This window comes from Natrononativus amylolyticus, from assembly GCF_024362525.1.
GTDB classification, from domain to species: domain Archaea; phylum Halobacteriota; class Halobacteria; order Halobacteriales; family Natrialbaceae; genus Natrononativus; species Natrononativus amylolyticus.
Genome location: NZ_CP101459.1, coordinates 426966 through 440826 on the forward strand (window position 1 = coordinate 426966; position 13861 = coordinate 440826).

Annotated in this window: 12 protein-coding genes; 5 read left to right on the forward strand and 7 right to left on the reverse strand. The window is 66.7% G+C overall.

The genetic code is table 11. The features are described from left to right. Positions 1-45 precede the first annotated feature (45 nt). Positions 46-2052 (forward strand): histidine kinase N-terminal 7TM domain-containing protein, encoded by a 2007-nt coding sequence (locus NMQ11_RS17340; protein WP_255170953.1) that lies wholly within the window; start codon positions 46-48, stop codon positions 2050-2052. Between the two features lie 132 nt (positions 2053-2184). Here NMQ11_RS17340 and NMQ11_RS17345 read toward each other — a convergent pair whose 3' ends face one another. After that, positions 2185-3177: a hypothetical protein gene (locus tag NMQ11_RS17345; RefSeq protein WP_255170954.1), complete on the reverse strand. Its 993-nt coding sequence runs from the start codon at positions 3175-3177 to the stop codon at positions 2185-2187. Positions 3178-3380: 203 nt separating this feature from the next. On the opposite strand from NMQ11_RS17345, the gene NMQ11_RS17350 reads away from it, so the two are divergent. Both NMQ11_RS17350 and NMQ11_RS17355 read left to right on the forward strand, forming a co-directional pair. Then, the gene (locus NMQ11_RS17350) at positions 3381-3665 is read left to right on the forward strand and encodes a DUF7967 family protein (RefSeq protein ID WP_255170955.1); all 285 of its coding nucleotides are present in this window, start codon (positions 3381-3383) and stop codon (positions 3663-3665) included. Positions 3666-3747: 82 nt separating this feature from the next. Next, positions 3748-4905 (forward strand): pyridoxal phosphate-dependent aminotransferase, encoded by a 1158-nt coding sequence (locus tag NMQ11_RS17355; protein WP_255170956.1) that lies wholly within the window; start codon positions 3748-3750, stop codon positions 4903-4905. Between the two features lie 9 nt (positions 4906-4914). Here NMQ11_RS17355 and NMQ11_RS17360 read toward each other — a convergent pair whose 3' ends face one another. Then, on the reverse strand, positions 4915-5757 hold the full coding sequence (locus NMQ11_RS17360; RefSeq protein ID WP_255170957.1) for a VOC family protein: 843 nt from the start codon (positions 5755-5757) through the stop codon (positions 4915-4917). A gap of 135 nt (positions 5758-5892) precedes the next feature. Beyond that, entirely contained in the window at positions 5893-6039 is a 147-nt protein-coding gene (locus tag NMQ11_RS17365; protein WP_255170958.1) for an alpha/beta fold hydrolase, read from the reverse strand. Between the two features lie 110 nt (positions 6040-6149). On the opposite strand from NMQ11_RS17365, the gene NMQ11_RS17370 reads away from it, so the two are divergent. Next, entirely contained in the window at positions 6150-6674 is a 525-nt protein-coding gene (locus NMQ11_RS17370) for an Lrp/AsnC family transcriptional regulator (protein ID WP_255170959.1), read from the forward strand. Positions 6675-6719: 45 nt separating this feature from the next. Here NMQ11_RS17370 and NMQ11_RS17375 read toward each other — a convergent pair whose 3' ends face one another. The 4 genes from NMQ11_RS17375 to NMQ11_RS17390 all read right to left on the reverse strand — a co-directional run bounded on the left by NMQ11_RS17375 (position 6720) and on the right by NMQ11_RS17390 (position 11944). Beyond that, entirely contained in the window at positions 6720-7952 is a 1233-nt protein-coding gene (locus tag NMQ11_RS17375) for a CaiB/BaiF CoA transferase family protein (protein WP_255170960.1), read from the reverse strand. Between the two features lie 27 nt (positions 7953-7979). After that, positions 7980-9146: an acyl-CoA dehydrogenase family protein gene (locus NMQ11_RS17380; protein ID WP_255170961.1), complete on the reverse strand. Its 1167-nt coding sequence runs from the start codon at positions 9144-9146 to the stop codon at positions 7980-7982. Next, positions 9143-10498 carry an aspartate aminotransferase family protein gene (locus tag NMQ11_RS17385; protein ID WP_255170962.1) on the reverse strand — a complete coding sequence of 452 codons (1356 nt, stop codon included), beginning with the start codon at positions 10496-10498 and terminating at the stop codon, positions 9143-9145. The genes NMQ11_RS17380 and NMQ11_RS17385 overlap by 4 nt, the downstream gene beginning before the upstream one ends. 186 nt (positions 10499-10684) lie before the next feature. Further along, positions 10685-11944 (reverse strand): M20 family metallopeptidase, encoded by a 1260-nt coding sequence (locus NMQ11_RS17390; RefSeq protein ID WP_255170963.1) that lies wholly within the window; start codon positions 11942-11944, stop codon positions 10685-10687. Between the two features lie 162 nt (positions 11945-12106). Here NMQ11_RS17390 and NMQ11_RS17395 point away from each other — a divergent pair, with 162 nt between their 5' ends. Next, on the forward strand, positions 12107-13771 hold the full coding sequence (locus NMQ11_RS17395; RefSeq protein ID WP_255170964.1) for a thiamine pyrophosphate-binding protein: 1665 nt from the start codon (positions 12107-12109) through the stop codon (positions 13769-13771). The last annotated feature ends 90 nt before the right edge of the window (positions 13772-13861 follow it).

Sequence of the window (13861 nt, forward strand, 5' to 3'; positions counted from 1 at the left end):
GTATTCGACACAATATATTTCACGCTGCTCTCCAATCTGGAGGACGTGCCACACGAGTTCACGACGGGACACGCGCTGAGTCTCCTCGTCGTCGGACTTCTGAATCTCGCACTCGCCGCCTACATCCTCCGGACGCGCTCGAGGCACGACGTGATCCCGCTCGGGATTTTCCTCGTGGGGATTGCGCTGTGGACGATCCCACAGGGTCTGCTCCTCGTCGAAACCGACCCCGCGGTCGGGTTCGCGCTGGCGAAGACGGTCGACTCCGGCGCCGTCATCATGTCGACCGGACTGTTTCACTTCGCGATGGCCTACGCCGGCCGCGAGGACTGGCTCCGCCTCCGTCGGCTCGGAGCCGTCTACGCGATCACCGGCGCCTGGGTCGTGCTGACGTGGACGAACCCCGCCCACGGGCTGATGCACGATCCGATGCAGTTCACCGAGGTTCTGCTCCCGGTCGAAGAGTACCAGAACCCGATCTACTGGGTGTACGTCTTTTACAACTGGACGCTCTCGGGCGCGGGGATCTACGTGTTCTTCCTCGAGTATCTCGACGCCAGGGGTAGCGACGTCTACCACAAGCAGGCGCGGCTGGTTCTGCTGGCGCCGCTGATTCCGGGCGTCGCGAACGTGCTCGCGTTCAACGAGACGACGGCGATCAACTACTCCGTCTGGGGCTTCGGCGCGACCGGCATCCTGATCGCCGTCGCCCTCTATCGGTATCGCTGGCTCGACCTCGTTCCGGTCGCGCGCGATCGGGTCATCGACGGGATGCAGGACGGCTACCTCGTCGTCGATCACAAACGGCGCGTGGTCGATCTCAACCCCGCGGCGCGAACGCTGCTCGAGGACGACAACGTCGTCGGCAGCCCGATCGACACCGTGTTGCCGGAGTGTCGCCCCCTCCTCGACGGCGAGACGCGCGAGGTGACGATCACCAGGAATGGGGCCGTCGTCGACGCGAGCGTCTCCGCTCTCGCGGACGACCGGATCGACGGGTTCGTGTTGATGCTCAGGGACGTCACCGAGCAGCGCCGGGCCGAAAAGCGCTTTCAGGCGCTCATCGAGAACGTCTCCGATCTGATCACGGTCGTAGACGACGACGGACGGGTCACATACGCCAGCCCGTCCGTTCGCCCCGCCATCGGCTACCGGCCCGAGGAACTCGCCGGCGAGTTCCTCCTCGAGTTCGTTCACGCCGACGACCGGTCCGACGCAGCCGAGGCGTTCGCCGCGCTTCGAGACGGACCGGCCGCCGAGACGCGCTTCGAGTACCGTCTGCGCCACCGCGACGGGTCGTGGGTCGTCCTCGAGGGCGTCGCCGTCGACTTGCTCGAGAACGACATCGTCGGCGGCATCGTCATCAACTCCAGGGACGTCACCGAGCGCAACGACCGCGAACGCGAACTCGAGCGAACTAACCGGCGCCTCGAGGAGTTCGCGGGCGTCATCAGTCACGACCTGCGGACGCCGCTGCGGATCGCCAAAACGTACGCGGAGTTCGCCGAAGCCTCCGCGAAGGCGGACGACTTTCGGGCGGTCTCCGACGCACACGACCGCATGGAGCGGATGATCACGAGTCTGCTGACGATGGCCCGGACGGGAGTCACGCTCGAGGAGCCGTCGCCCGTGGTCCTGGCGGCGGTCGTCGAGGACGCGTGGGAGATCACCCGCCGGGACGGGGCGACGCTCGACTGCGATCTCGATCTCGACTGGTCGGTCGTCGGCGACCGCGATCAGTTGCTCCACGTCTTCGAGAACCTCTTTCGGAACGCGATCGAGCACAACGACGCGCCCGTCGCGCTCCGGGTGAGTCACCTCGGGGACGATCCCGACCGCGGATTCGCCGTGGCGGACGACGGCGTCGGTATCCCGCCGGAGTACCGGGAACTGGTGTTCGAACGCGGGCAGACGACGAGCGAGGAGGGCGCCGGATTCGGCCTCGCGATCGTCCGCGACGTGGTCGAAGCTCACGGCTGGACGATCGACGCCTGCGAGAGCCGCGACGGCGGCGCTCGGTTCGAAATCACGTTCGACTCGCCGACGGCCTGACCGACTCGTCCACGCCGCCGGCCGACCCTCGCGCACGAGCGCCGTTTGCTCATCGGGCCGACCCGACCGGGCCGGTGCGTCGTGCACCGTTTTCAGACCCGATTCAACGGCACGAGCGGGGCGCAGGGTGGCTCACAGTCCGCGCTGGCCTCGAGTCGGTGTCAGCGGTTGCTGAGTCGCGTCGGAGTCGGGATCGCCCCCCTCGGTTTCGGCTTTCCGGACGAGTTCGCTGAACTTCTCCGACCGCGCCGCGATTCGGTCCGCCGTCTCGCTGTCGGGAGTGTCGTCGCGCGCCTCTACGAGGAACGTGGTGATCACGACTGTTTTCACCCAGGGCTTGATGAACCCCGTGTAGGCGGTGAGTACCACCCCGGCGACGACGACCCAGCCGACGACCTCGAGCGTACTCGAGAGGCCGCCGAGGACGCTCGCCAGCGGCGTCATCGCCAGCAGGAAGGCGAACGTTACCGCGTACATCCCCAGGACGATCAACAGCGTCGAGCCGAGGACGGGCTTCCAGTTCTTTCCGTAGAGGACGACGCCGTCTCTGGCCGCTCGCCAGGGGTTCTCCTCGTCGACGGTGAACATGTAGGCGATGATCGCCTCGTCGATGTAGGACGCGGCGACGGCGACCGCCCGCCCGAGCAGGCGGATGAGGTTTCGCAGCCCCGAGGAGAACGAAAACAGGCTCGAGACCGACACGACGCGCCCGTTGAACTGCTTGATGACCGCCTTTACCAGCTGATCGATTGCGAACAGCGCGCTCGCTTCCACGAAGTGCGATCGAACCTGCGATTTTCCGTAGCGGAGCTGTCCCGAGGGGACCTCTCCGGTGTCGATGATGTGTGCGATAACGGCGATGTGAGCCGCTTTGATCATGTACAGGACGTACCTGCTGAACAGCCGCCAGGCGCCGACGAAGATCGCGATCGCGACGAGCAAGCCGACGACTGCGATCCATCCCGAAATCGTTCCCCAGTCGAGGAGCGTGAGTCCGAGCCAGACGACGACCCCGAAGTAGAGGATCGAAAGCAGGCCGAGCAACACGCCGACTCCCATGCGTAACAGGACGAACGGCATCGTCCTGACGAAAATCCCCGTGGCCTTTCCGAAGTGGAGTACCATGTCAGTGCGAATGGTTCTCAACCAGCAAAAACAATCACGAACGTGAGGGTAACCGACGCGGTTACGCGGTAGTAACCTTCCCTCGACGGCTGCCAAAGCGGTTTGCGACCGGACGGTGGTATCCGCTCGAATGCCTCCCGGCGGATTCGGGTCCTGACTCTCCGTCCCAGTACACACTTGCGACTGGGACTCGAAATTACGGTATGGATCCCGGCTCTACCGACGGCGTCCGCGTGTGGCTCGTCGAACGAACCTACTCGGACGACGAACAGAACCTCATCATCCTCACGTACGCCACCCCCGACGGCGACCGGTACTTCCGCAAGGAGCGCGCGCTCACCTCCTTTACCGACGCTCGAGAGACGACCGCCGCCGTCGACGCCGCGCCGGAGAACCTCGGTGCCGTCGACGATCCGGAACAACGGGCCGAGTACGCCGCTGAAGCCCAGCGGATGGCCGCGGCCCACGACCCCGACGACGCCGTCTGAGCGCACTCGTCGCCCGTACGGGAGTGGAGACCGCGTTTTCCGGCATCCAACACCTTTTAGAGCCGGTCTTCCTGGAAGTGGTATGCCCACGCCCACCGACCGAGTTCGCGGGGCCGACCGCTCGAGCATCCGCGTGATGTACGATCTCGCCCAGCGCCAGGGCGGCGACCTCGTCCGCCTCGAGGTCGGCGAACCCGACTTCGACACCCCGGAGCACGTCATCGACGCCGCCGCTCGCGCTGCGCGTGAGGGCGCGACCCACTACACCTCGAACGCGGGGCTGCCGGCGTGTCGACGCGCGATCAGCGAGACGCTGGCCGAACGCTACGGCGTCCGCCACGACCCCGACGAGATCGTCGTCACCGTCGGCGGGATGGAGGCGCTTCATCTCGCGGTTCTGGCGACGGTGTCTCCCGGCGAGGAGCTCGTCGTTCCCGGACCGACGTGGCCGAACTACGAAACGCAGGCCCGGCTCGCGGACGGCTCGCTTCGCGAGGTGGCGCTCCCGGCGGCGACGGGATTCGATCTCGATGCGGATCGCGTCATCGAGGCCATGGGCGACGAAACCGCCGCGGTGATCCTCACGACGCCGTCGAACCCGACCGGCCGGGTGTTCGACCCCGACGAGTGCCGGGCGATCGTCGAGGCCGCGGCCGACCACGACGCCTACGTGATCGCCGACGAGGTCTACCTGGGACTCACCTACGACGGTCCGGCGGATGGGATCGCCGCGTACACCGACCACCCCGAGCACGTGCTGACGATCGGCTCCTGTTCGAAGGCGTACGCGATGACCGGCTGGCGCCTCGGCTGGCTCGCCGGTGACAGCCACGTCATCGAGGACGTCCTCACCGTCCGTGAGTCGACGACGGCGTGCGCCTCGAGCGTCGCCCAGCACGCCGCGATCGCAGCCCTGACGGGGCCACAGGAGCCGTTCGAGGAGATGCACGACGCGTTCCGCGAACGGCGCGACCTCGTCGTCGACCGCGTCGACGCCATCGACGGGCTCTCCTGTCCGCGCCCGGAGGGGGCGTTCTACGCGTTCCTCGATCCGGGCGTCGACGACGATAGCCTCTCGATCGCGACGCGCCTGCTCGAGGATCACGGCGTCGTCCTCGCCCCCGGTGACGGCTTCGGCGAGACGGCACCCGGTCGGCTTCGCCTCTCCTTTGCGAACTCCCTCGAGCGACTCGAGGAAGGGTTCGACCGCCTCGAGGACGGGCTGGCGACGATGCGGTGAGTCGAGCGACTACGCCTCGGAACGTATCCGAAGCCGGACGTCGTCGGGATCGCGAATCTCGAGCCCGCCGTCGACGTCGCGAACGTCCACCTCGACTTCTCGGAGGCCGCGGCGGACGGCCTCGAGCGTCGCTTCGTCGGGGACGAGCAGTTCGACCCAGGCCAGTCCGCGCCCGCCCGCCGGTTGCGACCGGCCGGCCCACGTGTTCAGGCCGAGGTGGTGGTGGTAGTCCCCCGCGGCGAGAAACAGCGCCGCGCGGATCTCCGTCTGGACGCCCAGCCCGAGGGTATCGGCGTAAAATTTCCGCGCATTCTCGAGCGAGGTGACCTCGAGGTGAACGTGTCCGACGGTCGTCTCGTCCGGTACGGCGGCGGCACCGTCGGAGTGTGCCGCGACGGTTTCGAGATCGAGCGGGACGGTCCCGATCCGGATCGTGCCGTCGTCGCGTCGCGGCCACTCGGCGCGGGGCAGGTCGCGGTAGATCTCGACGCCGTTCCCCTCGGGATCGGTGACGTAGAGCGCTTCGCTCACGTAGTGATCGGACGCGCCGTCGAGTTGCCAGCGGTACCGAATCCGTTCCAGCGCGGCCCCCAGGGCCGCCCGCGACGGCACGAGAACCGCGGTATGAAACAGCCCCGCCTGGTCGTGGCTTCGCGGTGAAGCACTCGCGTCGCGGTGTAAGACGAGCAGGGGCGTCTCTCCTGCCCCGAGCGTCGCCGTCGCGTCGCTTCGCGAGAGGACCGCCAGCCCGACGACGTCGCGGTAGAACTCGAGGACGTCCTCGAGGTTCTCGACGCGCAGCGAGACGCGGCCGATTCGTGTCGTTTCCGGAATAATAGGTGCGTGAGTCATTAATCGTATCTTCGGCCACCGGCCGTCGACAGGCGCGGTATTGCGGCTGACTGGGACGGTGATGGGCCGCAACTGCTTCGGTTCGATGTACGCCGGTCGCGAGGATATAGCTTCGCGAACGCGAGGGTTATCGAGTTACGTCGATGTAATCTGTCGTCCCCCGGTGTAGACTCCGCGAACTCGCCACAGCGCAGCGACGAACTCGGCCATGACGCGATTGAACCGCTCGGGCTCCTCGAGGGTCGGACAGTGGCCGCTCGACTCGAAGTACTCGACGCTCACACCGTTTCGCCGCGGTGGTGGTGCTCTTGCCGGCGGTGGCGTACTATCGAGGGCGTGTCAGGTAGAGCAAAGACCAGAGATATGGTAGGTCCGTTCGAACACCCGGGCAGATGAACGCTGATATCGATGAGCGAGACGTCGAGATCCTGCTCGCGATCGCCACCGAACAGTCACCGAGCACCGAGACGATCCACGAGGCGACCGGTATCCCCAAGTCGACGGTCCACTACCGTCTCAACTCCCTCAGGGAGGACGGCGTCATCGCGAACGACCTGTTCGAACTCGACCTCGAGCAGGTCGGACTCGAGATCACGATCATCTCGGAGGTCTGGGCCGAGTTCGACCAGGGGTACCACGACCGCGTCGGGCGGACGCTGAGCGAGATCGAGGGAGTCAACCAGGTCTACTTCACGATGGGCGATACTGATTTCGTCGTCATCGCGCGGCTGTCCTCCCGGGACACCGTCGTCGACCTCGTCGAGGAGTACGAGTCGGTCGACGAGATCACGCGGACGAGTTCGAAGTTCGTCATCACGGCGATCAAAGACCAGACGCCGATCGGCCTGCTGGCCGATTACGAGAAGGAAACCTTACTCGAGGCACACGGCATCGAAGCCGACGTCTCGGCCGAGTGACGGCCGCGCCGTCGCCGCTCCGGCGAAAACCGGCCGCGCGACGGATCAGACGACGCCGTCGGCCTCGAGCGCGTCGATCTCGTCGTCGTCGTACCCGAGTTCGGCGAGGACGGCCGCCGTGTGTTCGCCCAGATCCGGGGGGTGCCGGTCGATCTCGGTCGCGGACGCCGAGAAGTGCATCGGACTGCCCGCCATCTCGATCGGGCCGACCGACGGGTGGTCGACGCTCACGCGCATCCCCCGAGCGTCGGTCTGCGGGTGGTCGAAGACCGCCTCCATGTCGTTTATCGCTCGAGCGGGGACGTCCGCGGCGTCGAGCAGGTCGGTGATCGCTGCGGTTTCGTAGGCGGCGAACTCCGCCTCGAGGATCGCCTCGAGGGCCTCGCGGTTGTCGACCCGGTCGGCGTTGGTCGTGAACCGATCGTCCTCGAGGAGGTCGGGGCGCTCGAGGGCATCACACAGGTTCGACCAGAGCTTCTCGGAGGCCGCGGCGACGACGACGTAGCCGTCCGCCGTCGGAAACGCCTGGTAGGGAACGATCGTAGGGTGTCTGCTGCCCATCCGGCCCGGGGACTCCCCCGTCGCGAAGTAGCTACTGGCCATGTACGACATCCAGGCGACCTGTCCGTCGAAGAGGCTGACGTCGATCTTCTGGCCGCCCGCATCGGCGAACGCCCGGCGAAAGAGCGCGGCCAGGATCGCCTGGGTAGCGTACATCCCCGCGCCGATGTCGGCGACGGCGACGCCGACACGAACCGGCGGGCCGTCCTCGGGGCCGGTGATACTCATCAGGCCGCTTTCGGCCTGCATGATCAGGTCGTAGGCCGGTTTCTCGGCGTACGGCCCCCACTCACCGTAGCCCGACAGCGCGCAGTAGACGAGGTCCGGATTGTCCGCGCTGAGGTCCTCGTAGCCGAGTCCCCACTCCTCGAGCGTGCCCACCCGGAAGTTCTCGACGAAGACGTCGGCGTCCGCGATCAGCGACCGAAGGACGTCCCGTCCCCGGTCGCGCTTGAGGTTGAGCGTGATCGAGCGCTTGTTGCGGTTGACGCTGGCGTAGTAGGCGCTCACGCCGTCGTCGCCCGCGCCGAACTGCGGGGGATACCAGCCGCGGGTCTGATCGCCGACGCCCGGCCGCTCGACTTTGATCACGTCCGCGCCGAGGTCCGCCAGCTGCATCGTACAGAACGGCCCGACGAGGACCTGCGAGGCGTCGACGACGGTGACGCCCTCGAGCGGCCCCTCCTGCGTTTCCGACTCGCGTGCTTCTCCGACCATCTATCGAGTATCGTGACCGCTCATGTATTAGTCATACGCCGGGATGCCGGTGAGGTCGTGACCGAGGACGAGGGTGTGGATGTCGTGGGTGCCCTCGTAGGTGTAGACGGTCTCCATGTTGGCCATGTGGCGCATCGGCGAGTAATCCGTCGTGATGCCGTTGCCGCCGAGCATCTCGCGGGCGACGCGCGACTGGTCGCGAGCCATCCGGACGTTGTTGCGTTTGGCCATCGAGACGTGCTGGGGCCGGAGGTCGCCGCGCTCTTTGAGTTCCGCGAGGCGGTACGCCAGCAGCTGTGCGAGGGTGATCTGGGTCGCCATCTCCGCGAGTTTGTCCTGCTGGAGCTGGAACCGGCCGATCGGCCCGCCGAACTGCTCTCGGTCTTTGGCGTACTGGCGGGCCTCCTCGAAGCAGTCTCGAGCCGCGCCCACCGCACCCCAGGCGATGCCGTACCGGGCCTGCGTTAAACAGGAGAGCGGCCCCTTCATCCCCTCGACGCCCGGCAGCACATTCTCTTCTGGAATCCGCACGTCGTTGAGGCCGATCTCGCCGGTGATCGAGGCGCGAAGCGAGAGCTTCTCGGTGATCTTGTTCGTCGAAACGCCGTCGCGGTCGGTCTCGACGAGGAAGCCTCGAACCGGGTTATCGTCGGCGGAGCGATCTCTGGCCCAGACGACGGCCACATCGGAGATGGGGGAGTTGGTGATCCAGGTCTTCGAGCCGTTGAGCACGAAGCCATCCGCGTCGCGCTCGGCGTGCGTTTCCATCCCCGAGGGGTTCGAACCGTGCTGGGGCTCCGTGAGGCCGAAGCAGCCCACGGCCTCGCCCTCCCCCAGCTTGGGGAGCCACTCTTCTTTCTGGTCCTCGCTACCGTAGGCGTGGATCGGGTACATGACCAGCGCGCCCTGCACGGAGGCCATTGATCTCAGTCCCGAGTCGCAGGCCTCGAGTTCCTGCATCAACAACCCGTAGGCGGTCTCGGAGACGCCCGGCGAGCCGTAGCCCTCGAGGTTCGGCGCGTAAAATCCCATCTCGCCCATCTCGGGGATCAGCTCGGTGGGGAAGGTGCCGTTCTCGTAGTGGTCGCCGATATCGGGGCGCACCCGTTCGTCGACGAACTCGCGAGCCGTATCCCGGATCAGCCGCTCTTCTTCCTCGAGGTCGCCCTCGAGCGAGACGTAATCGAGGCTCATCGGTCCCCGTCGACGGCGCTTTCGATCGCCGAACAGATCACGTCCATGCCCACCTCGGCCTGGCGGTCGGTAAGGACGAGCGGCGGGATCAGCCGCAGGACGTTCCCGTAACGGCCCGCGCTCCAGACGAGGACGCCGTTCTCGTAGCATCGCCGCTGGATATCCTGGACGAGATCCTTCGCCGGGCCGTCGTCGTCGACGAACTCCACGCCGACGAACAGGCCCTCGCCGCGAACGTCGCTAATCTCCTCGACGTCGGCGGCGGCCTCCTCGAGGCGGCCACGGATCTCCTCGCCGAGTCGGCGGGCGTGAGCGAGGAGGTCGTTCTCCTCGATGTACTCGATCGCCCGGAGGCCGCCGACCATCGCCGGGACGTTGCCGCGGAACGTGCCGACGTGTCCGCCCGGCCCCCACGTGTCGAGTTCGTCGCGGTACAGCATCGCGCCGATCGGCAGGCCGGTGCCGCCGAGGGCTTTCGCCATCGTGATCGCGTCGGGCGTGACGTCGAAGTGATCGGAGGCGAACCACTCGCCGGTTCGACCGAGCCCGGTCTGAATCTCGTCGACGATCAGGAGCGCGTCGTTGTCGTCGGCGATGTCGCGCAGGCCCTGCAGGAAGTCCGCCGGCGGGACGACCACGCCACCTTCGCCCTGGATCGGTTCGACCCAGATACCGGCCGGCGACTGGTGGCCCCCGTAGGGGTTCTCGAACTTCCGCTGGACCGCGTCGAGCGCCCGGTCGGTGTCGACGTCGTTCGACGGGGCCGGGTACGGGACGTGAACCGCGTCCGGGAGCAGCGGTCCGTATCCCTCCTTGTACTTCTTGCCGGCGGTGAGGCTGAGCGCCCCGGCGGTCGTCCCGTGATACGATCCCTCGAAGGCGAGGAGGCCGTGTCGGCCCGTGTTGTGCTTTGCGAGTTTGATCGACCCCTCGATGGCGTCGCTGCCGCTCGGCCCGCCGAAGATCACTCGACTGTTGCCGCTGAGGTCGCCGGGTGCGATGGCGTCGAGTTTCTCGATCAGGTCGAGGCGCGCCTCCGTCGGGAAGTCGATCGTGTGGGTGTAGCGGTCGAGTTGTTCGTGGACGCCCTCGAGGACGTACGGGTTCGAGTGGCCGACGTTCAGCACGCCGATCCCCGCGAAGAAGTCGAGAAAGGTGTTCCCGTCGGCGTCGCGAACGGTCGCCCCCTTCGCTTCCTCGAGGGCGATCGGGACGCGGCGCGGGTACGCGACCGCGTTGCTGTCGACCGCCCGCTGGCGCTCGAGTAAGGCCTCCGAGTTCGGCCCCGGAACGCGGTCCACGTCCGGCTCTTCGGCGAAGTGCAGGTCTTCGATTGCAGGTCCGGTTGCCATACGGTTGCATTCGCACCATCGCATATATATCGTTCTACCTCTAACTATGGCACGAATTTTCGACTTTCGTCCAACAGGGTGGACGCGTTTGAATCAATCTGCGAGGGGACCATCTGTGGAACACAAGGGAAAATCCCCTCCCCGGGGAGATTCACGGTCGTTGTCGGCACCGGCTCCAGCCGGCCGTTATCCGCCCCCGGACTCGAGGTATCGGCGCGCGGTTTCGGCGACGAGTTCCGTCCCCGCCAGTACGTCGGGCCAGTGGATCATCTCGTTCGGGAAGTGCGCCTGCTCGATGCTCCCGGGTCCGAAGACGACGCTCGGTATCCCGGCGTCGATGTAGAACCGCGAATCGGCGCAGTACGTCTGTCCGATCGGGTCCGTCTCACCGCGGCCGGCGTCGCGGAGCGTCCCCCGGAGAGTCTCGACGATCGGTTCGCCGGGGTCGATCGCCGAGGGCTCGAAGTGGATGCCGCGGCGCTCGAACCGCGGCGGGTGTGCGCGCAGCCACTCGCTGTCCGCAGTGACTTCCTCGAGCCGTTCCCGGAAGGCCGCCTCGACGTCCGCCGCGGACTCGTCGGGCAGGTAGCCGACGCGAACCTCAGCGAGGAGACGAGAGGGCACGCTCGAGGCCCACGTTCCGGCGTCGACCGTGCCGACGTTGACGGGGCAGTTCACCGGATAGTCGTACAGCGGGTGATCGAGGCGGTCGTGGCGCTCGGCCTCGAGCGATCGGAACGCCTGACACACCGCCTCGAAGTGCGGGAGCACCGACTCGCCGTTCCAGCGACTCGCGGCGTGGGCCGAGCGCCCCGAAATCTCCAGTTCGGCGATGAACACTCCCGCGGTCGCGACGACGACCTCGAACTCGGTCGGTTCGGCGACCAGCGCGGCGTCGCGGTCGAACGGATAGGGGTTCTCGAGGGCGGCCATCGGTGCGCCGATGCCGCCCTCCTCCTCGCCAGTGACGCTCTCGACGACGATTCGGCCGTCGAGGTCCGTCCGTGCCTCGTCGTGGAGGGCGCGGGCGGCGAAGACGAGCATCGCGAGCTGGCTCTTCATGTCCGCTGCGCCGCGGGCGGCGAGCGAGTCGCCGTTCCAGGTCGGTTCGAACGGGTCCGACTCCCAGGCGGGACGGTCGACGGGAACGACGTCGACGTGCCCGTTCAGAACGAGGGTCGGACCCGCCTCCGGATCGCCGAATTCGAGGACGCCGCCGACGCTCGGGCGGTCCGCCGCGTCGATCTCGTCCGCGTCGGGGAACGGCTCGAGGGTCGCCAGCCGCGCCGCGTCCGCCTCCCAGGTGTAGGTCTCGAACCCCAGTTCCTCGAGTCGGTCTCGAAACCACGTCTGGGCCGGCTGTTCGTTCCCGCTGGTCGACTCGAACCGTATGAGTTCCTCGACGAACTCGCGCTGGTCGTCCTCGTATTCGGGCGCAACTCCCATAGGCCGGGCTATCCTTCTGGCGCTAAATTATTTCTCATATTTTTCTGATATGTGGTTTGGATGACTCGGGTACAGGGCGTGAGCGGGTGCGTTCACAGCAACTTTACATCATATCAATAATAGAATAGAAATCTTCATATGCCTCGTCTTGACATACGGCGTATGCCAGCAACTGGTGCGGATCTCTTTGCCGACGCGCTCGAGACCTACGGCGTGACGCACGTGTTCGGAAACCCGGGGACGACCGAGATACCGCTGCTCGAGGCGCTCGGCGAGTCGGATCTGGAGTACGTGATGGCGCTTCACGAGGACATCGCGGTCGGGATGGCCGGCGGCTACGCCAGCACCCGCCGGTATCACGCCCACGGCGACCCGGAGGTCTGCCCGCTCGGCGTCGCCAACCTCCACATCGCGCCGGGAACGGCCCACGGGCTCGGAAACCTCTACGCCGCACACATCGGCGGCGCGCCGCTGCTCGTCACCGCCGGAAACCACGCGACGGAGCAACAACACGAGGAGCCGCTCCTCCACGGCGACCTCCAGCAGCTGACCAGGGAATTCACGAAGTGGACCGCCGAGGTACAGGACGTGAAGGCGCTCCCGACGATGCTTCGGCGGGCGGTACGGGTCGCGCTCACCCCGCCGACGGGGCCGGTGTTTCTCAGCCTGCCGATCGACGTGATGACCGCCGAGACCGACCTGGAGCCCGAACCGCTCGGTCGCGTTCCCTCCGGTGGCGCCGGCGACCAGGTCGCTATCGAACGGGCGGCCGACGCGCTCGAGGCGGCCGAGGAGCCGGTGATGGTCGTCGGGGACGGGATCGCCCGCAGCGGGCCGGCGGCCGTCGAGGCGACAGTCGAACTGGCCGAGACGACCGGTGCCCGCGTTCACGGCGAGATCCTGCTGGCCGAGGTGCCGTTCCCGATGGGTCACCCGCAGTACGTCTCTCACCTCCCGGAGTCGGTCGACGCGGTACAGGCCTTGCTCGAGACCGACACCGTCGTCTTCGTCGGCTGTTCGACCAACGTCGCGATGATGCCTCACGAGGACCCGCTCGTGGACCCGTCGACGACGACGATTCACATCGGCGACGATCCCTGGGAGCTCGGCAAGAACGAACCGGCCGACGTGAGCGTGATCGGAGATCCCGGCGAGATCGTCGCCGGCGTTCGACGGCAGCTCGAGGCGGATGCGATAACGCCCGACCTCGAGGCGCACGAGCCGGTTCGAGAGTGGGTGAACGAGGAGGTGCTCGTCTCGGAGACCGACGCCGGGGACGGTCGCTCGAAGGTCGATCTGATCGAGACGCTGGCCGAGACGATTCCCGGTGCTCGCGTCGTCGACGAGAGCGTCACCACCCGCTACGCGCTGCTCTCGCGGTGGCCACTCGAACACGGCCAGTACGTCGGCAACAAGTCGGGCGGGCTCGGCTACGGCCTTCCCGCCGCGGTCGGCGCCGCCGTCGCCGAGGGGGAAGCGTCGTCGTCCCGTCCGGTGGTCGGCCTCGTGGGAGACGGATCGTACCTATACTATCCGCACACGCTGTACACGGCCTCGCGCTACGACATCGACCTGACCGTCGTCGTCTCGAACAACTACACCTACCGGATCCTCAAGGAGAACACGGTCGCGCTCCTCGGGGGGAGCATCGAGGACTACCTGTTCCCGGGAATGACGTTCGATCCCCCGGTCGACTTCGCGCTCAACGCCCGGAGCCACGGTGCGACGGCCCAGCAGGTCGGCCCCGACGACGATCTCGTCGCCGCGCTCGAGTCGGCGACCGATCACGCGGGACCCGTCGTCCTCGACGTCACCGTCCAGGATTGAACGCAGTCTAATATTATCGTTAAACTTAGAATTTGGCGTTATTGCCCCTCCTACGGTAGTTTTATATGCAACTGGTTAGTTTGATCCGCT